Consider the following 23,848-nt stretch of genomic DNA (forward strand, 5'->3'; position numbering starts at 1 on the left):
CACACCGCGATTGGTTGCCTTAAGCGTAAAAGCAAAGGCCGCGTTCACGAGTGCACAGAATCCCCCGACTTGCTAGAGTACAGTTCGCCGAGTGGCAGCACAGTCGAAGCGCTGTGCTGCGTGCGGCGTGCGGCGTTCAGGGGGGCAGGACTGTGAACCTTTATGAAAGGCTCGCCGACGACATCGAGAATCTGATTCGTAAAGGCGTGTATCGGCCCGGCGACCGGGTGCCATCGGTTCGACAGGCGAGCCAGCAGCACCGCATCAGCATCACGACGGTGATTCGCGCGTATGTGCTGCTTGAAAGCCGGGGAATGCTGGAAAGCCGCCCCCAGTCAGGCTACTTTGTGAGCCTGCGCGCGCAAGAAGGCGACCGCTCCGCGGACGGGTTGTGCCCGACACGACCGATTGCCGTGTCTGCTTCCGTCGACGTGGGCCGGCTCGTGCTCTCGACGCTGCGCTCGATCAGTGTCGACCGCGCCGTGCCGCTCGGCTCGCCCTATCCCGATCCCGAACTCTTTCCGTTCGAGAAGCTCAATCGCTATGCGTGTGCGGTCGGCCGCAACAAGGCGCTGTGGGGAGTGACGAACGGCTTGCCGCCCGGCAGCCCTGACCTCCTGCGGCAAATTGCCCGGCGCTACCTCGAGAACGGCATGACCGTCGATCCGAACGAGATCATCGTGACGGTAGGCGCAACGGAGGCGATCAATCTGTGCCTGCAGGCCGTCGCCAAAGCGGGTGACGTCATTGCGGTCGAATCGCCGACCTTCTACGCGATGCTCCACGCCATCGAGCGTTCGGGCATGAAGGCGATCGAGGTGGCGACGCACCCGGAATACGGCATCGACATCGACGAGCTCGCGCGGATCATCGACTCGCAGCCGATTGCTGCCTGCATGGTGATGCCGAACTTCCAGAATCCCCTCGGTTTTCAGATGCCGGACGAACGCAAGCGCGCGCTCGTGGAACTGCTTGCCGGCGCGGATGTTCCGATCATCGAAAACGGCGTCTGCAACGAGTTGTATTTCGGAAAAGCGCATCCGAGCACGCTGAAGTCGTTCGACGAAAAAGGAATGGTGCTGCACTGCTCGTCATTCTCGAAGAGTCTCACAGCGGCTTACCGCATCGGCTGGGCGCTGCCCGGCCGCTATCGCGACCAGGTAGAGAAGCTGAAATTCCTGAACACGCTGACTACGCCGGTCATTCCACAACTGGCGATTGCGGAATATCTCAAGCGCGACGGCTATGAGCATCACTTGCGGCGCGTGCGCAGGAACTACGCGCAGCAGGCGAGTCTGATGAGAGCGATGGTCACGCGCTTCTTTCCTGCCGGCACGCGCATATCGAGCCCGGCGGGAGGCTACGTGCTGTGGGTCGAGCTACCTTCGAAGGTCGACTCGATGATGCTCTACAAGCTTTTGCTCGAAAAACGCATCACGATCGGCCCCGGCTACATGTTCTCGGTATCGGACAGCTACCGGAATTTCATCCGCCTCAACTACAGCAGCCCGTGGTCGACCGAAATCGAGCAGGCTGTCATCACGGTCGGCAAGCTGGCGACGGCGTGTGCGCGCTGAAGCAGGCTGCCAGGCACGCTAAGGCCTCCGAAAGCGGCCGGTCCCGTCGGCTTCATCATCGCACCGGAGAAAAGGGGTGCGGATTCACCACGCCGACTGAACGGAGATAGCCCATCGTTTGAACCACGCCACGCCACGGCGCGCGCTGGTTTCGTCATCAAAGGGCTAGACACGAGATGTCCTCCGGATCTGGACGTTAGCTAAGCTCGTAGCACGGGCCGGGCTGGATCGCGGGCGGCACTTCCTCGTCGCTCAGTTCGAGCACGGCGCGTTCGATGTTGCGCGTCATGGCATCGAGTGCCAAGCTGTTCGGCGAGAGGCCGAAGGGGTCCGCGATTTCGCTCGCGATGGCTTCCAGCGCGAGCATCGTGTATGACACGAATACGCAGACGAGCGGCGTCGCAAAGCCAATCGAGTCGACGAGACCGAAGGGGAGCAGGGCACAGTAGGCGTAGACGGTTCGATGGAGCAGAACGCCGTAGGCGAAGGGAATCGGCGTCGCATGGATCCGCTCGCATCCGCCGACGGCCGCGCCGAGTTCGTCGAGCGGCCTGTCGAGCATCCAGAGGTGCATGTCGGCCAGCACTCCCGCGCGATTGAGCGCGGCGAGACGCATACGCGCTTCGTCGAGCAGCAGCATCGGCGTGAAGAGGCGGCCGCGAAGCTCCGAGGCCCGTGCGGTGCCGAGCAGCTCCGCAAAGTCGGCTGACGGGTCCGAGTGACGGAGTTGATGCTTGAGCGCATAGGCGAATGCGATCAAGAGGCGAACGAAAGCGGAGTTGTCGAACACGGCGCTGTCGCCGGGCACGTAGCGGCGGACCTGCGAGGTGAGCGTACGCGCGGCGATGAGCACGTTGCCCCAAAGGCGGCGTGCTTCTCAATAGCGGTCATAGCTGGCGCTGTTGCGAAACGCTAGAAAGATCGTCAACGCGACGCCGCACAGCGTGAAGGGCGTCGTATTCAACGGAACCTTTTCGCCGAAGATCCGGCCGTGCGTGCACATGGCCAGCACGCTCACGAGTGTCATCAGCGCCAGTTTGGGGAGGATTGCCTTAAGGACAGATCCGTGCCACACAAACAGCATGCGAAACCAGTTGGGCGCCGGGCGGACGATCATGACGGAGATAACGTGTGGGCAGTCAAAAGGGGTGTTTCACTCTCTTAGAGGATGAGTCACGGTGCAGGACGTGTTTGCCTGCCGCTCGCGGGTGCATCGCAGTAGATTAAGTGCGATCGGCTGCGAGCTTAAGATACACTTTGGCGGCTTCGTTAGGAGTACAGTTCAGAGAGTCGTATGTGCCTGCAGAGGCGCGCGGGCAACACCTTATACGAGTGAAGGTGTTGCAGTTCAACTTTGAGAACGCGCGGCCTTCGCTGCTTGTCGCCATTCTTCAAGGAAAAACTGCAAGCCGCCCAGTTGCTGCGCGAGGTAGCCGCCCGTGGCCATCGATTCGGGTGCGCGACGATCTCCGGTAGGCGGGTATTGGTCAGAAAAATTGGCTGTACGACACACGATGTCCCAGATCGGAAACACAGCGCTGTAATTGCAGGAGTTTCGCCCCGCCGCCCGCAGGCCATGATGCAGCCTGTGAAAGCGCGGCGAGACGATCAACCGGTCGCCGAGCCAGCCGAACGAAAGCTTGATATTCGCATGGCTCAGGCTTTCGATGAAGCGCATAATCAGGAACAGCAGCGGAAATTGCAGCGGGGGAATGCCGATCGCGAGACCAACGGCGCCGAACCAGACGCCGGCGACGAGTTCATCGAGCACATGGTTGCGGTCATCCGACCAGAAACTCATCTGCCGCTGCGCATGGTGCAATGCATGAAGTGCGTACGCGCTGCGAGATGAATGCGACAGGCGGTGACGCCAATAGTCGGTACAGTCGAGTATCAACGCATACGCAATGAAGGTGATGACCGGATGCCCGAGAAGCGGCGGTATAAGCGTCTCGAGCGTCGGCGGTATGTAGCCGTGCGCGATCACAAAACCGTACACCCATACCTGTACCTGGTAAAACAGCAGGAAACTAAAGACAGGCAATACGCCGACCCGGTTGAAAATCGTATAGAACGCGTCGATCAGCACGGCTTTCCGGTTTTCCCAGCGCTCGATCGGAAAGAACACTTCGAGCGGCCAGCACACAGCGTACGTGACGATCACCGCGAACAGGCCGTAGACGCCGACAAGCGCCCAATCGAACGACAACTCCTCCCACTCCATCCAGCCGAAGTGATACAGCACCGGCAGAATGAGATGCGTGTCGATTTCACCAGCCAGCATACTGAACCACCTGTCGAGAAATATAAGCATATGCGCCCTACAGGTTTTCAGCTGTAACGAAACCAGGCCGGTTCATTTGAGTGCTGAGGAAGATGCCGTGCGGCGAGCGCCCCACGTCGATGGTTTCGTAGTTGCCACTGGCCGGATCGAGCACGGCGACCTGTTCACGGAAGCGCAGCGTCACCCATAGCTTGCCGTCGGGACCAACCGCGACATCATCAGGCCCCGCAGCGTGGAACGGATATGTACGACGAACCTCGAGCGTGGCGGAGTCGAGCGCTGCCACCGAGCCTCCGACACGGTTCGTGACGTAAAGCGTCCTGCGGTCCGGCGTGAGGAAGACATTGTGTGGACCGACACCGGTTTTTACCCGCCGCAGCACGTTACCCGTTACTGGGTCGACTTCCGCCACATGGTCGCTGCCCATCACGCAGACCAGCACCTTGCCGTTGTGCCAAAGCACGCCGGCGGGCGTTGAGCCGAGTTCCGACTTCCAGCGGATCGTCATGTTCGTCAGGTCGAACGACACGAGCGTGCCAGACTCCTGCATCGAATTGAAGCTCCACCGCGAGTCCGGCGAAAAGCCCAGATGGCTTGGCATCTCGCCGGGCGAGAAGCGCTTGACCAGCGTCAGGTCATGGGACCGGTACACGTCGACGTAGTTGATCCGCAGTGCGTTGATGACGAGGTAACGTTGATCGGGTGTAAAGCCGAGCTGATATGGGTCGGCAATGACTTTGTGGCCAAGCGACGTGCCGTTGCGCGGATCGACTATGAACAGCGCATTGCCGCTGGCATCGGCGATATAGAGCCTGCTTCTATCCGGTGAAAGCGCCCAGTGGCTGGGCTCACGCATTGTCGGCAAGGTTCGGACAACTTTGCGCGACGCCATGTCGATGACCGAGACGCTGGCTTCGCCGGAGTTCATCACAATCGCGATAGCGGGGGAGGCTGCATTGGCGAGGCTCGAACGAAGGGCGAGAAATGGCGACATTCCGAGACCCAGCGGAACGGCGAGGCCACTGCCAAGCAGCGCGCGACGTGAAAGCTTCATGGAATAGGGCATTTCGAAATTGAATTGCGCAATGATGCTCAAAGCTCCGAGTGCAAGTCTTCCTTGCCGACTCCACAGAGGGACAACGCCAATCTCCGGGAATATCTGCCAGCCGCGTGCCAGGCGTAATTCCGTGTTCGGCGAACCCACCGCTTCGTCGTATATGCAAATGCAGACGATGAATAAAGAGGCGATGACGGAGCCGCTTCAGTGCCTTCTTCCGAAGCAAGCCTCCGCGGCTTCAGCCGGCGACAGGCCGGCGTGGTAGTAACCCTGGAGAAGCTTTATGACCTTCGCATCAGGGTGATACGCCGAGCGTACAAAATTCGCCGCAATGGCTTTGTCGTACCAGGCGCATGTCCACACCTCTAACTCTCGAAGGAGTTCGAGAGTTAGAGGTTCCGATTCGTCGAGCATTTTTAACTCCTCTCACAACTCGCCCGGTCTCGCGGAGCGGGAGAAATAGCCGTGCTGCGCAGTCACTTGCACAGTAGCTGTCGCAAGCATGGTGCGGAAGGACCTGATCGGGAATTCTGCTTTGCGAAAGGGGGCATGCCGCAATGGCGCCTACGCATCTGGCGATGCGTGCGCCGGGCATCGGGAGTCGCGTTTGTCCGGACCTCACTGTACTTGCAGTGGATCGTTGGGGTGTCGCAGCGAAGAACTGCACACCCGTTTGCGAGGGAATAACAGCTGTTTTGTTGGTGTTTTCGCGTTACCGTCCCTGCCATGGATGTCTCGCGCGCCGGTGCGGCCCCCCGTGTCGGCATCTACAGCAGACGCGACTGTGACCGTTCGAAGTGGGTTGCACACGCGCATTCGCTCTTGAGGATAGGGCCGCCCGAGTTCGCGGCGGTCATGCTGCGCGCGGAGATCGATCCGTGGGTGGCGCCTGCCAGTCCGCAAGGGTCATCGCCGAGGCCATTCAGCTTTCCCAGTAGCCTTCCTGACCGAATATCGCTGCGTAGAAGTCGACAAACGCCCGTACCTTTGATGACACAGTCTTTTTGGGGGGATAGACGGCCCATACCGCAGGCGCCGCGCGCGTAGGCTGTGCTTCCCACTCAGGAAGGAGCCGCACCAGCGTGCCTTCCCGGAAAGCGGGGCCGATGGCCCAGGTGGGTAGCAGGGCAATGCCGCGGCCGGCAATGGCGAGATCCAGTACCGCCTCGGTATCGTTGACACGCAAGCGGCCCTGGAGTCGCACAGATACTTCTTGAGCAACGGTGCGATGCATGCGGTTGACGAAAAACCATGTGTCGTCTGTCGACAGGGGCATGCGTAGCGTCGTGTGGCTTGCAAGTTCCTCTGGGGACGCTGGGGTGCCGTGCTGGGCCAGATAGGCCGGGCTCGAACATACAATCCTTCGATGTACTGCCAGTTGCCGCGCCATCAATTGCGAATCCGGCAGAACACCAATTCTGATGGCGAGGTCGATGCCCGAATCGATGATGTTCAGGACGTCGTCGGTGACGACGGCATCGATATCGATTTTGGGGTAGCGATCCATGAAATCCGGCAGATGGCGTATCACATGTCTGCGCCCAAACGATGTTGGCATCGTCACGCGCAGGAGCCCGCGCGGGGACGTATTGAGTGATGCTGTGATTTCGCGTGCTTCATCCAGGCTCTTGATGACGATGAGCGCGTGTTCCCTGAAGACCCGTCCCCCTTCGGTGGTCACCAGGCCGCGCGTCGAGCGATTGAACAGCGCGATTCCCAGATCCCGTTCCAGTTCGTTGATATAGCGTGAAACGGTAGACGTCTTAATCCCAACTTTATCTGCCGCCTTGCTGAAACTTCCGAGCTCCGCCGCATGAAGAAAAGCCCGTATTGCAGAGAAGTAGTCCATGGTCCGCTATCCGGGATAGCCAGTCGAGGTTGTTGCCCAATGCCTGCTGCACTCTCGAGCCACACATGCAGCTCGGATAAGCGCTCGGGGGCTAAACATTCTACTGTACCGGCGTGAGCTGATGGTACGAATGGCAACGCGCTCCGGACACAAGGATGCGGGTTGCGTGGTTTGGGCTCCGCGCAAGGTTGAAGTCGCGAGCTGCGATGGGAATGACAGGGCCGGGCATTCTTGCCGGAGAAGCAACCGAAGGACTGGCGTATCCGCTAGGTTACCGGTCCGCCTTCGCTCTCTTTCACGATGATGGTGCGCCGCAGTGTCCACAATTCCATCAACTGGCGCAGCAATTCATACTCGATGGGACGCAGCCGAACGTCACGTGGAATAACTGGTGGCGTGTCGGTGCTCATGTGTGCCTGTGCGTGGATCTTGTCGATAGCGACGCAGAGAACATCGCGCAACGGTGCACTTCCTTCCGCCGGAATGGGCGAGTTCCGGACAACGGCTGCCGTTCCCAGAATCCGCCGTAGCAGCGAGAGCGTCGCAACGGTCTTGCGTCGCTGAGGCGTGCGGCTCCGCCAGCTTCGTCGATAAATCTCCTCGGCGTGCGTGCTTGCGAGGCCCGCGGCGCGCCGTAGTGCCTCGATCTCAACGTCGCATCGATGCGAAACTCCTGCCGCAGCGGCCAGATACGCGAGGTTGGTTTCGACCGCGTGGTCAACGGCGTCGCCGAGACTTTCGCCGCCTTTCGCTGACCAGACGATCCAGGTAGCGAGCACTGCGGCCAGACAGCCGAGCAGGTTGTTTCCGAGTCGGTCGAGTGCGTACATGAACTCGTTCGCGGGCTTGGCGAGATCGGCGACCAGCACGAACGTCGGGGTAAGGAAGATGACATACAAGCTATAGCTGACGCGCCGTAGTCCCATCGTAAGGCACACCAGCGGGAAGACGACGAGCGAGATCGCAAGCGGGCTGTGAACAATAAGCCCGGTCACCGCGGCGAGCGCGGCGCCGGCCGCACTTCCGGCTGCGCGCTCCAGACTTCTGGACAGTGTCGTGCCGCTAGCAGGTTGCAGCACGAACAGTGTCGCCATGGTTGCCCAATAACCAAAGGGAATGTGAAAGCTTCGCACGACGACGAACGCGGACGTCGTCGCCAGGCAAAGCCGCGCTGCGTGGCGCAGGCCGGGCGAACCGGGGCGAAGGTTCGCCCGCAGCGTTTTGAGCGCGTTGCGCGTTGTGCCGAGCGTAGCGCGCCACCAGCCCTGTTCCGTTGCTGCGGGCGGATAGTGCTGCGCGTTGACTGACAGAAGGCGGATGGAGAGCGAATGATCCACGGCCTGTTCGAGTCGCCGGGCAACTGTCGGCAGGCGCGCACGCAGTTCATACGGGAACGGTGAAAGCGGCTTTTCAAGGACCAACGCGATGCGGGCAAGCACTTCTGCGAGCATGCCGAGGCAGCGTGCGAACCGTACTGCGCGGTCTCGCCCAAGGCGGCCCGGAGCGTTTCCGGCGATCAACGCATTGTCGGCCGCCGTTGAGACGACGATCAGGGTGACCAGGATCTGGTCGGCGTCGTCAAGGGCAAGTTGCAGATCGCCGAGCAGCTGGCGTCCTTCTGTGCGCGACTGGGGCAAACTGATCAGCGCTTTGCGAGCGGCTTCCAGCGACTGCCGGACCATTGCACGAAATTCGGTCGCCTGGCGGGTCCAATCGCCGCGCGTGGCGGCGGAATCAGTGGCCAGCAAGGCAATATTGCGTGCCGAATCGGACAGACGCTGATACACGAGCCGTACTGCATAACGGCTTGGTCCGAACGGGTGAATGCGCCAGATGCTAAAGCTGAGGACGGTCGCCACGAGGCAACCGCTCAAGTAGATAGCGAGTAGCGGTGCACCGCCGCTGACGCTGTGCATCGGACTATCCACCATGACGATGCAGGTGGTCGCCGTCACGAGCGCGAGTTGGTAGGCGGCGGGCGACCAGATGGAGGCAAGCCCGGCGCAGAACGAGACGGCTAGCACCGCGGCGCAGGCAGCGAATGCGCCCGCGCCTGAGGCAAGCGCTGTCAGGCCGCCACACAAGGTGGAGAGCACGGCGAATCCCATCATCGACGCGAAGCGGCGGCGCGACGAACCAGCCGCATCGGCGAGGCACGTCCAGAACGCGCCGATCGCGGCCCAGGAGAAAAGAGGGTTATGCAAAATCTGCCCGACGAGCAGCATCGCGGTCGACGCGCTAGCTGCCCGGAGGCCCTCGGACAGGCTTGCTTCCTCGATGGCGAAGGAAACCATCCACGCGGGGCGTTGACGTGCGAGGTTGCGAAAGAAGGCCTGGTTTCGATGCGGCAGGCGACGAAAGATAGAAAGGATCACGCGACGCTTCCTCTTCACTGATGGCGACGCACACACGTCGTGGCGAAGACCAGGCGAGCGTACGAGATGCCGCAGGTGTCAGGCCCAACGGAACGACGACGGCTATGTGTTATCGGCCAACTGATGCGCGTTTATCGCGAGGTTCCTATTTTGCGGGAAAAGTAGGGCCGAAGTTATCCCTTCTTTGCAAAGGTGATTTTTGGTGCGCGCGATTCTAGCCACGAAAATTTGCTCCTATAGTGACGTCAACCTTTTGCGCAACACGATATCTCACGCGCAGAAGTGTGCCGTTCTTCAATAGTCCACTTTCTGGAGGTGTTCCATGCTGGACAAAACCCTTGCTTCAACGCTTGAGCTCAATGATGAAGTGACGCGTGATGCTCAATACTTCGAATACACTTCGTCGGCCAATCCGATTGGCGCGAAGCTGATTCCCCGAGTTCCGTATCGCTCTTTCCTCACCTCGCTTTACGACAGCGGTCCGACGCGTGTCGTGCCGCTTGACCTGTCTGCCGAACTGCGTTGCGAGGGCCCCGCTACCGGTCCCGGGCTGATCGCCAACTTCGTGCGTATTCTCGCAGGCGAGAAGGTTTCATTGAACCCGAACGCGACTTCGCAGGTTTTCTACGTCCTGGAAGGCTCGGGCGCCGTAGTACAGCCAAAGACTTCATTCCAGTTCGCCAAGGGTGATTTTTTTGCGCTTCCCGGTGGCGCAGAAGCAGTGCTGACGGCCGACTCAACTGCGCGGCTCTACTACGTCAACGATGCGCCGTTGCTCGCCTATCTGGGTGTGGACGTCGGGCAAGCGCGCTTCTCGCCGACGCTTTACCCCGCAGTCCGCGCGGAGGAGGAACTGTTGAAGGTCGCTGCAGCACCGGGCGCTGGTCAGCGCAGTCGCGTAAGCGTTCTGCTTGGCAACGCGAAATTTCCGCAGACTCGCACCGTGACCCACACCATGTGGGCAATGTTTGGCGTTATTGCGCCGAACACGATTCAAAAGCCACACCGCCACCAGTCGATCGCGCTCGACTTCATTTCGGAGTGCAAGCCCGGTTGCTATACGCTTGTCGGAACGGAACTGGACGAGCAGGGCAACATCGTCAACCCGGAGCGCGTCGACTGGGAGGCTGGCATGGCTTTCGTCACGCCGCCGGGCTACTGGCACGCACACTTCAATGAGTCGGGGGAAAACGGCTACGTGATCCCAATCCAGGACGCGGGTCTCCAGACGTATCTGCGTTCGCTGGATATCCAGTTCGCACATTGATTGCGCACCGGGTGCTTTGCTCCGGCTTGCGCCTCTGTGTCTTGACGGAGCAAGGCGGTCAGCGTTTCATCGCAACATACGCAGCGCATGCGGTCTCTGGATCCGAGTGTCGCGGCACGCAATGTGTCGTTGGCAGAACTTGCTCATCGCAACGCATCCGGAACAGCTGACGACAAGAGGGGGCTAACGAGCCCAAAGTTTGGCGGAGACCAAAAGTTTCCGCCTTTTTTGCTGCACACGGGTTTCGTCAAGCAATCGCAAGGTCGTCCTTATGCCGTGAAGCCGGCCCCTCGTAATTCAAGATTCCAGAGAGGAACTGCTCCATATCGTCTGACCGTGAGATTCTCCTGCAACCGGCAGCTAAGCAGCATCGTCGCGCCCGGGTTTTTTCTCACACCGCGCTAATTCAGGAGCGGTTCTTGATGGGCCGCTTTGGACACGGGCTCGTCCGGCTGGACGTTGAGCACGCGCATCGCTGTCTGCGCAATCTCGGCGAATACAGGTCCTGAAACGTCACCGCCATAGTGCTTCGCGCCTTTGGGCTTGTCGACCGAAACAGCAATCACGAGCCTCGGGTTTCTGATCGGAATAACCCCCACGAACGATGCGCGGTAGGCGTTCCTCTCATATCCGTGGCGGGTGGCAGTATAGGCCGTACCTGTCTTTCCCCCGACGCTGTATCCAGGGACTTCGGCCTGAGGAGCAGTACCGCCTTTCGCCACCACACTCTCCAGCATTCCCCTGACTTCATCCGTTGTATGCTCTGTGAAAATCCGCGTACCTTGGACAGACGCTTCGTCCGTCTTGTACAGCGAGAGCGGCACGAGCCTGCCGTTGTTTGCGAAGACCGTGTAGGCGTGTGCGAGCTGGATCAGCGATACGGACACGCCATATCCATAGGACATCGTCGCCTGCTCGATGCGATGCCACTTTCGCCATGGTCTCACGATGCCGACACCAGCGCCGGGAAACCCGAGGTCTGGGGCGTGTCCGAATCCGAGGGCAGTGTACATCTTCCACATTTCCTCGGGCTTCATCGTTAGCGCTATCTTCGTTGCGCCGATATTGCTTGACTTCTGGATAACCCCAGCAACAGTCAAAGTGCCGAAGTTTGCGTCGTCCGTGATGGTGGCTCCGTCCAAGGGGAACGTTCGGTTCGTCTCTACGAGCGAATCAGGCGAAACCCGGCGCAGGTCGAGAGCGAGTGAGACCGTAAACGGTTTCATTATCGAACCCGGTTCGAATACATCCGTCACCACACGGTTACGCAACGCAGGCCCTCGTAGCAAGGAACGATCGTTAGGGTCGTAGCTCGGATAATTTGCGAGAGCCAGAATTTCGCCGGTATGGCCATCGACGACAACCGCGGAGCCGGCCTGTGCGTTGCTATTGATGACGGCTGAGCGTAGCGCGTTGAAGGCGCTGTACTGGATACTGCCGTTCAGGGCAAGCTGGACGTCGATGCCGGGACGTGCAGCATTCACGTTCCCCAGATCTTCGACGATGTGTCCCACTCTATCGCGAATGACCAACTTGGTGCCGTCCACGGCACCAAGCTTCGCGTCCTGGGCAAGCTCGACGCCGTCTTCGCCTGCACCCGTGATGCCGGTAAAGCCGATCAGTTGTGCCGTGACTTCCTCTTCCGGGTATAGACGCTTGTACTCCGTAGTCTGGTAGATTCCCGGGATCCCCAGAGACTTGATTTTGTCAGCCTCGCCAAGCGGCACCTGATGCTTCAGGTAGACGAATGTTTTGTCCCTGTCGAATTGTGCGGTGATCTGCTGCGCCGGCATGCCGAGTAGCCGCGCCAGCATCACAAGTTTCCCAGGTTCAAGGTCTTCGGGGATTTCCTTAGGGTCGACCCAGATGGACTTCACGAGAACATTTGTAGCCAGCACCATCCCGTTCGTGTCCATTATCTTTCCGCGCTCAGCACGAACGTCGATGATGTGTTCAACTCGCGAAGCGCCTTTCTTTTCGTAGAACTTGCGGTCTATAACCTGAATCCAGAAGGCGCGGACCGCGCATGACGCAAACGCAATCGACATGAAAATCATCACCAGCGTCGACCGTCCGCGGGAAACATTTGCCTTTACGAGTGGTGTTTGATTGAAAGTGACGTTTCGCGGCATCTGATAACTAGTGAGTGTGATTTCCCAAACGATCGACGATCCGCCGGTACACTGGGAATTACTTTGAGTGTGCTGTCGAATGACAGATTCCGCGAAAGAAGCGGGCGGGTGTGCGGAGTGAGAAGAACCGAAAATCCGGAATTTACAGGTTGGACGCGACAATACGTCGCTCGAGTTGGGCGCGTGATTGGGGCGCCGCCACGGGCATTGAAAAAGCTACGCCGACACCTGCTTGCTCCTCGAAACGACGAGCGGCGGGATCGAGAGAAAAACGATCCCGAGTGCGGATATCAGCAGGTTCATTTTCCCGGCCACGCTATAGGAGGTCACACCTAGGACGCCACCGACGCAAAATGCTGCCATCGTCAGCGCTTTAGCTTTCAGTTCTTGGAAGTGCTCAACCCGATCAGGCAGCTTGTTCCTCTGAAGTGCATGAGCGAAGATAAGCCCGAGTTTCACTCCAATATCGGTCGATGTCCCCGAAAAATGAGTGGTGCGCACCCGAAAGTTGGAAACGACGGCGGCTGCCGCGTTCTGGCAACCCATGAGAAAACTCAATCCAAAAACGAGCACCAGCCTGCTTGCAGTGTGAACCTTCACGTCTATAACTGCGAGAATCACAAGCGCCACGGCTTCTGTCATGAAGACGATCGCGCACGTGTGCGCCCGGTTACCTGCACCGCGAAACTCGAGAACAAGCGCAGAGAGCGTCGCTCCGACGATGAAGAGCATGATGATCACGAGGAGTGAGAGGCCCGAACGCGGGTCGCCTGTGGCGATCCTGTCTGCCAATGACGTCACATTTCCAGTCATGTTGCCCGAGAAAATACCTGCGACACAAAAGCCCGTCGCATTGAGAACGCCGGCGACTGCCGCGAGTGACCAGGCCAAACGCAGTTCTTGACGTGACGACAGAACGGTTTGGTCTAGAGACATTTGCTGGATATCCTTGTTTCTGGGCGTGGTTTCTTGACGCATCGATCCGCGATGCTCGGAAGAGACCCGGTGTTCTCCGCCTTGGCTTGTGTTCATGTACATCAAGCGTGACAGCGGAGACGCGCAAAGGATACGATGTGACTCACGTCGCAAGAAGCTCTCTGCGGAGAAATCAGATTTGCGGGAAAGGGGCCACCTCGGCGTGCCGTCTGTAGAAGTGCATTCCGGTCACCGGGTCATCAAACATGGCAGCGTCGGTTTTGTGACATGGCGCTTGGGGAGGCAGAACACGTTGCGGCTCGCATTCGGTCGCCGGCGTCGTGTGTGATAGGCGAATTGCTGCAGTCGCATGTGGTCGGGAGGATCTCAACTGGACAGCGTTGGGTAGACTCGCCGAAGTCGGCGCGGGTTTTAAGTGTATTAGCCTGGCCCGGACCGCACAGGTAGTCGGGGAAGCGAACAAAGGAAGGCGATTCCGTGAGGAATCAGTTCTCCCAGGCAAATCCAGTAAGCCGAGGAAGGTACGCATAGGTGTCTTGCCGTAGTACCATCGCCCTTGATGTTCGCGCTCATTTTTGTACGTCAAGCCACGCGTCGAGATTGGTCTGCAGGGCGGCGATCGAGTCGTAGATCTTCCTGCGGAACCGATGCGATAGAACTGGTTGAGCATGGTCTTGTGAAGTTGCTCGACGATGCTCTTGGCCTGTGCAGAACGAGCTTTGGTGGGCGTGCGATCAACGTTCCCCAGGGCCAAATAGAGATCATCTTCGTGATGCTCGTGGTTTCCGCCGTAGTCAGTACTGTCAGTCAGATCGCGGGTGAGCGGCATGCCAAAGCCGTTGAGGGACAGCACGACGTGATCGTTGAGCAGGTCGGCCGCCGGCAGCGGTGTCTTGCGGTCGCAAAGTTTGGCATAACGCCGGCTTCGGGTATGTGTCGACGAAGTTTTCCTGACAGACCGGCCTACGCCCTCGAGAGTGCCGACATTACAGGCATCATGAGCGCCGCAGTAACTGGCGGGTTCAGATTCGAATTCGCCATGCGTTTTCTTTGCAGCTTGGCCCGCTCCAGCGAGGGGGCTGCGGTTTGCTCGGCACGAGCCCTTCATGGGCAGACTTCGACTCCAGCGCCTTCAGGCGCCTGTTCATGGTCTCGAGATCATGTCGCAGTCGATACTACGCGCGCCCCTTGCGGCGAGACGCTGACGGGCGTGGCGTTTGAGCACCTTTCTGGCGACACGGATCTGGCCCGTAAGCGGGCATTTCCCGGGCCAGTTCGATCACTGGGCCCGCAACTCTACGGATCCACGCGGTTCTTCAGCAGCGGGCGATGTTGAGAGACTTCCTGCAGGGGCGCTTCACCGCCCTTGTCGTACAATGCCTTCGAGCGGTAGCAGCTCGCGCGGGAATGGCCCATTACCCGGCAGGCCCGACTGACATTGCGTACCGCGCGAGCTCGAGTGTGCCGGCCTTGGCAGATGACTTCCCGTTCCTGGGTCGTGATGGACTCCTTGCGGTTCGCCGCACGCGCAGTGCTTCGGACCACGTTCTCCGCGTCCACCGGGCAACACGAGAAATCCATCACTGTCAGATTTCGTTCGGGCTATTGCCTATTTGCGCGTCAGCATCCTTCCGAATACTTCGGCGGATGCTTTTCGGCGGTCCTCCGGCCGGTGCGTCGGATAACGCTTTTTCTAGCGGGAAGCATTTTCGCGGATAAAGCCAAGATGGGTGACTAGCGCGTTGCGTGCGGCAATCGGGTCGTGACGCTCGATAGCGTCGCAGATATGCCGATGCTGTTCCATCAGATGCGACAGGTCTGCGTCTCTTTTCTCGAATGTTGAGTAGGTTTCTTCAATTGATTTCTGTACGAGGTTGTACAGGCCGTGCATCACATGAACGAGGACGATGTTGTGGGTAGCCTCGGCAATTCGCAAATGGAAAGCGGCATCAAGTAGCGGCAGAGATGTTTGCCCAGCGTGCACGGCGTATGGGTTCTCCTTGGTAAACGCCGATTCGAGGGCGTTTAACGCGTCTTTGACGTGCCGGATGTCGGATTTCGTCGCGCGTGTGGCTGCCAACTCGACTGTCACGGCTTCCAGCCCTTCACGCATTTCTAGAATATCTCCCGCCGCCTTGCGGTGGCGCGCTATCAAGTGCGCCAACGGGTCCGCGATGAGGGGCGAGCTGGAGTTTGCGACGACATATCCGCCTCCCACCTTGGATTGAATCAGTTTGCTACCTTCCAGTCGGAGCAATGCTTCTCGCAACGACGGGCGAGATACGTTCAGACGTTGCGCCAAGTCACGCTCCGATGGCAGCGATTCTCCAGCTCGCAGTGTCCCGTCAACGATCAGCTGTTCGAGCTGATCGCAGACGGCGTCGGACAGGCGGAATCTGGGCGGTGGGGTGATTGGGGAGAAAGACATCTGCGCCGGCTCCTTCGCGTCTCTACATTTTTTAGTTCGACTTCCCGCGTGATCCATGCGGGAAATTCCGGTCGTGAATGCGATCAACGCTTTAACTTTCTCTTGATTTCGTCGGGCAACTGAACGCTGCCCTCGCTGCTACAAACGCCAATTCCCGGGCCGCAATCCAGCGACAAACCGGGATGATTTCGCCGAGCAAATCGCGGCCGAGCCTGGTTGATTCATATTCGACGCGTGGAGGAACCTGCGCGAATACAGTGCGCGTGACCAGTCCTTCCTTCTCTAACGTTCGTAAGGTTTGGGACAACATCTTGTGGCTTATACCGTCGACGTGCGCGAGAACCCTTGAGAATCGTAGTGGTTGCTCTGTTTCGGCGACCACCTGAAGTACTTTCAGCGGCCATTTCGAGGTAACGCGTTCAAGAACATCGCGCGCCAATGTGTCCTGCTCAGAAGTGGTGCCGATATACGAGCTCTTCGGACCTCGGTGCGAGTCAGTAACCATAAGGGCAGTATGGTCCCGTAGGGAGATTCGATCATTCTGGGAACTGTAAAGGCAGCGTGGTCGTTCGTCAATGCTCCGAGTGACGGAGCAATTAATCCGTCGAGACCACCCGTGGTATCGACCGGCGGCGACCTGGCTGGGTGCGGTAAGGGAAATCAAGCACCAGGCTTTTGCGGAGCGCCTTCGGGTCATCTCGAGTTTTGGTGGTTAATTTCCTGGTGCTTTTTACGCAGCCATTCGTTGCGACGGCCGCCTGACATGCAAATCCGCCGTTCAGGTCGCTGCTTTCATTTCCGGCAAGGAGTGCCGTTCAGGGTTTTCACTCGTTTCCACGGCCGATGCAGGCGATTACGATCGGTCTGGTCGAGTGGTCGACCAGTCGGCCAGAAGACCGGGACAGAACCATAAGGTCGAAGCTCTGCGCGCGCCATGCGAGGGCTGCAATGTGAAGGAGACGAAATGTCACAGGAATTCCATCATCCGCTCGTCAGGCCGGTTGAGCCTCCCGTCCGCGCTCCGGGTACTTGCGCCGCCTGGTATCAAGCAACGACGGCGGGGTACGGTCAATGAGCTACCTCTACGACGAAGTGATCGACGGTGTTCTTCCGTCGCACGACAGGGACACGCTTGTAAGGGAGATCCGGACCCTCCTGCCGGACATGGAGTTGCTGGATTCCAAAGAAGGCATGCGGCCCTTTGAATGCGACGGGCTTTCAGCGTATCGATGCGCTCCAATGCTTGTTGTTCTGCCCGACAAGATTGAGCAGGTTGAGCGCTTGTTGAAGTACGCTGCCCGGCGCCGGATACCGATAGTTGCCCGGGGAGCGGGCACGGGACTTTCGGGAGGTGCGATGCCTCTTGAGAAGGGGATATTGCTCGTGATGGCCCGCTTCAACAAGATCATCGAATTGGACGTAGATGCTTGTACGGCGCGGGTGCAGCCGGGCGTCCGCAATCTTGCAATTTCACAGGCAGCGGCGCCGTACGGCCTTTACTACGCTCCCGACCCGTCATCCCAGATCGCATGTTCGATTGGCGGCAATGTGGCCGAGAACGCTGGCGGCGTGCACTGTCTCAAATACGGTCTGACCGTTCACAACATACTGAAAGTGGAGATTTTGACGATCGACGGTGAGCGGCTGACGTTGGGCTCCGAGGCCCTGGATAGCGCTGGATTTGATCTGCTGGCGCTCTTTACGGGCTCGGAAGGAATGCTGGGCATCGTCACTGAGGTTACGGTCAAGCTGCTTCCGAAGCCGCAAAGCGCGAAGGTGTTGCTCGCGAGCTTTGACGATGTCGAACGCGCCGGTGCCGCAGTGGCAAAGATTATCGGCGATGGAATTATTCCCGGGGGTCTTGAAATGATGGACAACCTCGCCATCCGGGCTGCCGAGGACTTTATTCGGGCTGGCTACCCGGTCGAGGCAGAAGCAATCCTTCTATGCGAACTTGACGGATCTGACTCGGACGTCCAGGAGGACCTGGAGCGCGTCAATGCGATCTTGCGTATGGCGGGTGCAACGGATGTGCGTCTCGCGAAGGGCGAAGCGGAGCGTCAAAAATTCTGGGCGGGACGTAAGAATGCCTTCCCCGCTGTCGGTCGAATTTCTCCGGATTATTACTGCATGGATGGCACTATCCCGCGCCGGCAGTTGCCTCGCATCCTAAAAGGAATTGCTGACTTGTCCATCGAATATGGGCTGCGCGTTGCGAACGTATTTCACGCGGGCGACGGCAATATGCATCCGCTCATTCTTTTTGACGCAAACGTCCCAGGCGAGATGGATAGAGCGGAAGCGATCGGTGCGCGAATCCTTGAACTGTGCGTAGAAGTGGGCGGCAGCATCACGGGTGAGCACGGCGTAGGTCGCGAGAAGATCAATCAGATGTGCGCGCAATTCAATACCGACGAATTGCTCGTATTCCACGCGGTCAAGGCGGCGTTTGATCCGAACGGTTTGCTGAACCCGGGCAAAAATATACCCACGCTGCACCGCTGTGCCGAGTTTGGTTCAATGCACGTGCATCACGGGCAACTTCCTTTCCCCGAACTGGAGCGCTTCTGATGCGCCGCGATATGAACCCCGACAACAGCGCGCAACTCATTGAGCAAGTGATGCAGGCCGTCCGCACGCGGACACCACTTCGGATCCGCGGCGGTGACAGCAAATTGGCGTTGGGACGTGTAGTCGATGCAGCACCTCTCGACACCCGCGAGCACAGAGGTATCGTCAGCTACGATCCAACCGAACTGGTGATTACCGCCCGGGCGGGCACTCCTGTCGCTGAACTGAATGCCGTGCTGGATGCTGCCGGTCAAATGCTTCCGTGCGAGCCGCCAGCGTTTGGGGAGGCTGCGACGGTTGGTGGGATGGTGGCAACTGGTTTGTCTGGTCCGCGCCGTCCATGGGCCGGGTCGGTGCGTGATTTCGTCTTGGGCTGTCGCGCGATCACTGGCAACGGTAAGCATATGCGTTTTGGTGGCGAAGTGATGAAGAACGTCGCGGGCTATGACGTTTCACGCTTGCTCACAGGAAGCTACGGCTGCCTCGGGTTGATCACGGAAGTATCTCTGAAAGTCCTGCCGAAGCCGCGCGCGACAGTTCACCTGGAACTTGAGACCGACGTCGCGAGTGCACTTTCCAGGCTTGTCGAGTGGCGACGTTCGGGGCTGCCCATCGCCGGCGCGTGCTATACGTCGAACATGCTTCACCTTCGTCTCGAAGGGGGCAATGGCTCCGTTCGGGCAGCACGCGAGCTCATTCGTGGTGAGGAGGCTGACGGCACCTTCTGGACGGCGTTGCGTGAATTTCGTCTTCCGTTCTTTGACGGGCGGGATTCGTTGTGGAGAATCTCGCTGCCTCTGACCGCTCCCGTCATCGATTTGCCGGGCGATAGCTTGCTGGACTGGGGGGGCGCTCAACGCTGGCTCACCACTTCAGCGCCAGCAGATGAACTGCGCCAGATCGCCCAAAGCCATGGTGGACATGCGACCGCATTCCGTTCGCATGAGACAAACGAGCCGTTTCACCCGCTACCTGCGCCCTTGCTGCAGTACCACCGTCAGTTGAAGCTGCAGCTAGATCCCCACGGCATCATTAATCCGGGCCGCATGTACGCGGAAATCTGAACGACTGCCAGGCGAGTAATCCGATGCAAACGAATCTCAGCGAAGAAGCAAAGAAGCTCGAGCGCGCAGATGAAGCGGCGGGCATTCTCCGCTCCTGCGTACATTGCGGGTTCTGCAATGCAACGTGTCCGACCTATCAGTTGCTTGGTAATGAACTCGACGGTCCGCGCGGGCGCATATATTTGATCAAACAGGTGCTCGAGGGGGAGCCTGTCACTGCGGAGACGCAGCTTCATCTCGACCGATGCCTCAGTTGCCGAAACTGCGAAACCACGTGTCCGTCGGGAGTGCAGTACCACAAGCTTCTTGATATCGGCCGTGCGGAGGTCGAGCGTCGCGTTGCGCGGCCAACAACCGAAAGGTTGCTTCGCGCTGCGTTGCGCCATGTAGTACCTCGCGCAAGAGTGTTTGCTACTGCGCTCAAGGCGGGGCGGGCACTGCGGCCGCTGTTGCCAGCTTCAGTGAAGCAGAAAATTCCGGCTCGCCAAGTCGCAGCGAAACCCCGGCCACCATCTCAGCATCAGCGTCGTATGCTGATGCTCGAAGGCTGTGTGCAACCCTCGCTGTCGCCGAACACGAACGCAGCGGCTGCACGCGTGCTGGACAGACTTGGTATTAGCGTTTCCCCTGCTAAGGAGGCTGGTTGCTGTGGCGCAACTGATTATCACTTCGGGGCTCACACAGCTGGACTTGAGCGTGCAAGACGGAATATCGATGCATGGTGGCCCGCAATCGAAGCGGGCGCCGAAGCAATCGTAATATCGGCGAGCGGATGCGGTGCATTCGTCAAAGAGTACGGTGAACTGCTGCAGCGCGATCAAACGTACGCTCACAAGGCGGAACGCGTCAGCGCGCTCGCCCGTGATCTTGCTGAAATCCTGGCGGCAGAGCCGTTGATCGAGTTGAAAGATGGGGCAACCCAGCGCGTCGCGTTTCACTGCCCGTGTACCTTGCAGCACGCTCAGAAGCTGGGGGGAGCCGTTGAACGTATTCTTCAGCAACTCGGCTTCGATCTCACAGCAGTCCCAGACGCTCACCTGTGCTGTGGCTCGGCTGGTACATATTCGATTACTCAGCCCGTATTGGCAGACAAGCTTCGCGAAAACAAGCTTAACGCACTCGAGAGCGGTAAGCCGGATACCATCGTCACCGCCAACATCGGTTGCCAGACGCATCTGAACGGTGCAAGCCGGACCCCGGTTCGTCACTGGATCGAACTCGTTGAGGAGTCGCTTTCGGAGCGCGCGTGAGCGCCCATCGGACGCGGAGTTTGAGCCGCAATCGCAATTGGTGTCGCAGTCTCAAAGGCGGGCGCCAACGCTCTTCCAGGACTTAAATCTGCTCCACGCGCAGACGGGCGAACCTGTGCGCAAGTATTTCGGCTTAGCTTGTCCTGAATTCCGACGGGCGAGGATACGCCGAAGTGCGGTCTGACAGAAGGTGTCGTTACCCATTCGATCGAGGCGGCTTCGTGTGTCGCGTCCTACGTACTCTAGGCGACGGCACTTTTGCCGTCGAACTCGTTCATAAATCAATAGCTGTCCGAAATGATCGGGCACAGGAGGCAGAATGAATCCAGCAATTCCGTTATCAGCAGGTGCGATTTATACGCAGCCGCTTACCCCTGTGAGCAACTCATTGCTTCTATCGTTCGTGGTAGCCGCGATACCGATTGTCGTTGCACTTGTAATGCTTGGCATTCTGCGTCGTCCTGCCTGGCAGGCCTCCATCGCAGGCCTGATCACTGGACTAGTTATCGCCATAGCAATCTGGGGCATGCCTGCCGGTCTTGCTTTTAACTCGGTTGCTGCCGGCATGGCTCTCGCGCTACTCCCTGTTATGTGGATCGTGTTCACCGCTCTGCTGCTTTACAACATTGCGGTTAAGTCCGGGCGTTTTGATCAGTTTCGTCAGTGGATGCTAGATCACTTACCTGACGACAGACGCCTTGTCCTGCTTGTTGTCGCCTTTTCATTCGGCTGTTTGCTTGAGGGTATTTCAGGATTCGGTACTCCAGTCGCAATTACCAGCGCGCTGCTCGTCGGACTGGGCTTCCCAACGCTTGAGGCTCTTACTTACGCCCTGATTTTCAATACGGCTCCGGTGGCTTTTGGTGCACTTGGGGTACCGATCACGGTGCTCGGCGCGGTGACGTCGCTCCCGCCGAACACGCTTGCTGCCATGGTCGGTCGACAACTGCCGTTCTTCGCATTCCTCCTGCCGTTCTATGTCGTTGCAATGTATGGTGGCATCCGTTCGATCGGAAAGTTGTGGCCAGCTCTTGTCGTATCAGGTGGAAGTTTCGCTTTCACGCAGTTCATAACTTCAAATTATTTGGGCTATCAACTCACCGACGTGCTCTCCTCGCTGACCTCGTTAATCGTGACGATCGCGTTCCTCAAGGTTTGGAAGCCGGAGCCAGACCCCGCGTTTGCAGTAGTCCGGTCTGCGGAAATCGTGACCGGTAGCAAACGCATCGGCTACGGTGGTTGGATGCCTTGGATCGTGGTCTCTGTAGTGGTCATCGTTTGGGTTCATGCACAGATCGCTACCATTGGCGACCTCAAAGTTCAGTGGCCGGGCTTGCACAACGCCGTCTTTGTCACGCTCTATAACAAGCCTTATGCGGCGGTCTGGGATTTCCAGCCGATGGGGACCGGGACAGCAATTCTTCTGGCGGCAATCATCACGACCCTTTGGACCCGAACTGGTGTGGGTGACTTCTTCGGTTGCGTGGTCAAAACGTGGCGACAGACGCGGATTGCCATAGCAACCGTAATGATGATTGTAGGCCTGGCGTATCTGCTCAACTATTCGGGGATGAGCTACACCTTAGGCCTGGGTGTGGCCTCGACGGGAGCATTTTTTCCGTTGGTATCAGCGTCGCTCGGCTGGATAGCGGTGTTTCTCTCGGGAAGCGATACGTCGGGCAATGCGCTGTTTGGCAACTTGCAGGTTGTGGCGGCCCGGCAACTGGGGTTTGATCCAATCTTGATGGCGGCAACCAACTCGTCGGGCGGGGTAATGGGGAAGATGATTTCGCCGCAAAACATCGCGACTGGCGTTTCAACGACGGAATTGAAGGGAAAGGAAGGCATCGTTTTCGCACGTACCTTCTGGCATAGCATATTTCTGACGTTCCTTCTCGGTCTGCTCGTGATTCTGCAACAGCACGTGCTGTCGTGGATGATCCCGACTCTGCATCATTGACCTGGTATCGCCCGGACGGTTGGCTTTGCGCCCGCCCGCAGGAGTGGCTGTGTGCGATGCGGCTGACGTGTGATTGGTAGTGAATGGCATTGCCATACTTCGGGTATGCCGTTCTCTTCCCGTGCATCCGCATGTCAAAGCCGAAGGTTGGCGATTGCCAGGCCGGACGTCCGACACTCGTCGCCACCTATTCGATCTCGCGCGGCCAGCCCACAGAGTCGTCAGCAATCGTTGACAGCGACTCCGAAACGTTCAAGCGCCATCGGTCCGTTGGGGCGGCGTCCGCCTGGAATGCGATTTTTGAGGTCGCAATCGTCACGTTTCAAGCGCGGTTGATCCACGTTGACGAGGACATCAGCTACTTGAGACCGGACTGAACCTTTCTCTGACCTTAGATCGATTCAATACATTTGATACCGACTCATGCGATTCTTACTGGCCTTATGCGAACTAAAGCGTAGTAATAAAGTATCGATGAGGCGGAGTTCGTCACCGAAATAACTGAAGGATACGATCATGGCAAGGATGAGAGCGGTTGACGCAGCTGTTTTAGTGTTGGCGAAAGAAGGAATCGATGCAGCGTTCGGTGTGCCGGGCGCCGCGATCAACCCGTTCTACTCGGCGATGCGCCGCGCGGGCAACATCAGCCACGTGCTCGCGCGCCATGTCGAGGGCGCTTCGCACATGGCCGAAGGTTATACCCGCGCGCAGCCCGGCAATATCGGCGTGTGCATCGGCACGTCGGGCCCTGCCGGCACCGACATGATCACCGGCTTGTATTCCGCTCAGGCCGACTCGATCCCTATTCTGGCTATCACGGGACAAGCGCCGCGCGCCCGCCTGTACAAAGAAGACTTCCAGGCCGTCGACATCGAATCGATTGCGAAGCCCGTCACCAAGTGGGCCGTGACCGTGCGCGAGCCGGCGCTCGTGCCGCGCGTGTTCCAGCAGGCTTTCCATCTGATGCGCTCGGGCCGCCCGGGACCGGTGCTGGTCGACTTGCCGATCGACGTGCAGGTCGCCGAAATCGAATTCGACATCGATACGTACGAACCGCTGCCGGTCTACAAGCCGAAGGCAACGCGCAAGCAGATCGAA

The 23,848-nt window shown here is 58.8% G+C and carries 16 protein-coding genes and 2 pseudogenes; 7 read left to right on the forward strand and 11 right to left on the reverse strand.

Annotated features, from left to right (window positions below; genetic code table 11):
* Nucleotides 1-152 precede the first annotated feature (152 nt).
* On the forward strand, nucleotides 153-1,577 hold the full coding sequence (locus tag JMY24_RS34635) for an aminotransferase-like domain-containing protein (RefSeq protein ID WP_128597789.1): 1,425 nt from the start codon (nucleotides 153-155) through the stop codon (nucleotides 1,575-1,577).
* Between the two features lie 196 nt (nucleotides 1,578-1,773).
* Here the strand turns inward: JMY24_RS34635 and JMY24_RS34640 are convergent.
* From JMY24_RS34640 to JMY24_RS34665, 6 genes and pseudogenes are all read right to left on the reverse strand, one after another.
* Nucleotides 1,774-2,694, reverse strand: a pseudogene (locus tag JMY24_RS34640) (bestrophin family protein).
* A gap of 231 nt (nucleotides 2,695-2,925) precedes the next feature.
* Entirely contained in the window at nucleotides 2,926-3,861 is a 936-nt protein-coding gene (locus tag JMY24_RS34645; RefSeq protein ID WP_236597666.1) for a sterol desaturase family protein, read from the reverse strand.
* 37 nt (nucleotides 3,862-3,898) lie between these two features.
* Entirely contained in the window at nucleotides 3,899-4,915 is a 1,017-nt protein-coding gene (locus JMY24_RS34650; protein ID WP_128597791.1) for a YncE family protein, read from the reverse strand.
* A 76-nt stretch (nucleotides 4,916-4,991) separates the two neighbouring features.
* Nucleotides 4,992-5,144 (reverse strand): annotated as a pseudogene (locus tag JMY24_RS39470) (rubredoxin); the annotation flags it as partial.
* A 696-nt stretch (nucleotides 5,145-5,840) separates the two neighbouring features.
* Nucleotides 5,841-6,767, reverse strand: a complete 927-nt coding sequence (locus tag JMY24_RS34660) for a LysR family transcriptional regulator (protein ID WP_128597793.1) — start codon at nucleotides 6,765-6,767, stop codon at nucleotides 5,841-5,843.
* Nucleotides 6,768-7,033: 266 nt separating this feature from the next.
* Entirely contained in the window at nucleotides 7,034-9,142 is a 2,109-nt protein-coding gene (locus JMY24_RS34665; protein WP_201703757.1) for an FUSC family protein, read from the reverse strand.
* Between the two features lie 322 nt (nucleotides 9,143-9,464).
* Here JMY24_RS34665 and JMY24_RS34670 point away from each other — a divergent pair, with 322 nt between their 5' ends.
* Nucleotides 9,465-10,409 (forward strand): cupin domain-containing protein, encoded by a 945-nt coding sequence (locus tag JMY24_RS34670; protein WP_201703759.1) that lies wholly within the window; start codon nucleotides 9,465-9,467, stop codon nucleotides 10,407-10,409.
* A gap of 401 nt (nucleotides 10,410-10,810) precedes the next feature.
* Here the strand turns inward: JMY24_RS34670 and JMY24_RS34675 are convergent, their stop codons facing one another.
* From JMY24_RS34675 to JMY24_RS39750, 5 genes are all read right to left on the reverse strand, one after another.
* Complete coding sequence (locus JMY24_RS34675; protein WP_128597796.1) at nucleotides 10,811-12,703, reverse strand: peptidoglycan D,D-transpeptidase FtsI family protein; 1,893 nt, start codon at nucleotides 12,701-12,703, stop codon at nucleotides 10,811-10,813.
* Between the two features lie 54 nt (nucleotides 12,704-12,757).
* Complete coding sequence (locus JMY24_RS34680) at nucleotides 12,758-13,573, reverse strand: YoaK family protein (RefSeq protein ID WP_201703761.1); 816 nt, start codon at nucleotides 13,571-13,573, stop codon at nucleotides 12,758-12,760.
* A 1,200-nt stretch (nucleotides 13,574-14,773) separates the two neighbouring features.
* Nucleotides 14,774-15,058 carry a helix-turn-helix domain-containing protein gene (locus JMY24_RS39745; RefSeq protein ID WP_413231295.1) on the reverse strand — a complete coding sequence of 95 codons (285 nt, stop codon included), beginning with the start codon at nucleotides 15,056-15,058 and terminating at the stop codon, nucleotides 14,774-14,776.
* 112 nt (nucleotides 15,059-15,170) lie between these two features.
* On the reverse strand, nucleotides 15,171-15,905 hold the full coding sequence (locus tag JMY24_RS34690; RefSeq protein ID WP_164853800.1) for a FadR/GntR family transcriptional regulator: 735 nt from the start codon (nucleotides 15,903-15,905) through the stop codon (nucleotides 15,171-15,173).
* A gap of 91 nt (nucleotides 15,906-15,996) precedes the next feature.
* Complete coding sequence (locus tag JMY24_RS39750) at nucleotides 15,997-16,602, reverse strand: winged helix-turn-helix transcriptional regulator (protein ID WP_413231294.1); 606 nt, start codon at nucleotides 16,600-16,602, stop codon at nucleotides 15,997-15,999.
* A 374-nt stretch (nucleotides 16,603-16,976) separates the two neighbouring features.
* Between JMY24_RS39750 and glcD the strand changes: the two genes are divergently transcribed.
* The 5 genes from glcD to JMY24_RS34720 all read left to right on the forward strand — a co-directional run.
* The gene (glcD, locus tag JMY24_RS34700; RefSeq protein WP_128597801.1) at nucleotides 16,977-18,476 is read left to right on the forward strand and encodes a glycolate oxidase subunit GlcD; all 1,500 of its coding nucleotides are present in this window, start codon (nucleotides 16,977-16,979) and stop codon (nucleotides 18,474-18,476) included.
* Entirely contained in the window at nucleotides 18,476-19,540 is a 1,065-nt protein-coding gene (gene glcE / locus JMY24_RS34705; RefSeq protein WP_201703765.1) for a glycolate oxidase subunit GlcE, read from the forward strand. Before glcD ends, glcE begins: the two co-directional genes overlap by 1 nt.
* Nucleotides 19,541-19,563: 23 nt before the next feature.
* Nucleotides 19,564-20,790 (forward strand): glycolate oxidase subunit GlcF, encoded by a 1,227-nt coding sequence (gene glcF, locus JMY24_RS34710; protein ID WP_128597802.1) that lies wholly within the window; start codon nucleotides 19,564-19,566, stop codon nucleotides 20,788-20,790.
* Nucleotides 20,791-21,109: 319 nt separating this feature from the next.
* Complete coding sequence (locus JMY24_RS34715) at nucleotides 21,110-22,750, forward strand: L-lactate permease (RefSeq protein WP_128597803.1); 1,641 nt, start codon at nucleotides 21,110-21,112, stop codon at nucleotides 22,748-22,750.
* 516 nt (nucleotides 22,751-23,266) lie between these two features.
* Nucleotides 23,267-23,848: thiamine pyrophosphate-binding protein (locus tag JMY24_RS34720; protein WP_268960841.1), on the forward strand; the 582-nt coding region annotated here is incomplete at its 3' end.

This window comes from Paraburkholderia kirstenboschensis, from assembly GCF_904848585.1.
GTDB classification, from domain to species: Bacteria; Pseudomonadota; Gammaproteobacteria; order Burkholderiales; family Burkholderiaceae; genus Paraburkholderia; species Paraburkholderia kirstenboschensis.

Excerpts from the sequence above, each read along its gene's own strand:
- glcE (WP_201703765.1), top strand. The coding sequence starts at position 18,476 with ATGCGCCGCGATATGAACCCCGACAACAGCGCGCAACTCATTGAGCAA.
- JMY24_RS34660 (WP_128597793.1), bottom strand. The coding sequence starts at position 6,767 with ATGGACTACTTCTCTGCAATACGGGCTTTTCTTCATGCGGCGGAGCTC.
- JMY24_RS34670 (WP_201703759.1), top strand. The coding sequence starts at position 9,465 with ATGCTGGACAAAACCCTTGCTTCAACGCTTGAGCTCAATGATGAAGTG.
- JMY24_RS34690 (WP_164853800.1), bottom strand. The coding sequence starts at position 15,905 with ATGTCTTTCTCCCCAATCACCCCACCGCCCAGATTCCGCCTGTCCGAC.
- JMY24_RS34715 (WP_128597803.1), top strand. The coding sequence starts at position 21,110 with ATGAATCCAGCAATTCCGTTATCAGCAGGTGCGATTTATACGCAGCCG.
- JMY24_RS34680 (WP_201703761.1), bottom strand. The coding sequence starts at position 13,573 with ATGAACACAAGCCAAGGCGGAGAACACCGGGTCTCTTCCGAGCATCGC.
- JMY24_RS34650 (WP_128597791.1), bottom strand. The coding sequence starts at position 4,915 with ATGAAGCTTTCACGTCGCGCGCTGCTTGGCAGTGGCCTCGCCGTTCCG.
- glcF (WP_128597802.1), top strand. The coding sequence starts at position 19,564 with ATGCAAACGAATCTCAGCGAAGAAGCAAAGAAGCTCGAGCGCGCAGAT.
- JMY24_RS39745 (WP_413231295.1), bottom strand. The coding sequence starts at position 15,058 with ATGGATTTCTCGTGTTGCCCGGTGGACGCGGAGAACGTGGTCCGAAGC.
- JMY24_RS39750 (WP_413231294.1), bottom strand. The coding sequence starts at position 16,602 with ATGACCCGAAGGCGCTCCGCAAAAGCCTGGTGCTTGATTTCCCTTACC.
- JMY24_RS34645 (WP_236597666.1), bottom strand. The coding sequence starts at position 3,861 with ATGCTGGCTGGTGAAATCGACACGCATCTCATTCTGCCGGTGCTGTAT.
- glcD (WP_128597801.1), top strand. The coding sequence starts at position 16,977 with ATGAGCTACCTCTACGACGAAGTGATCGACGGTGTTCTTCCGTCGCAC.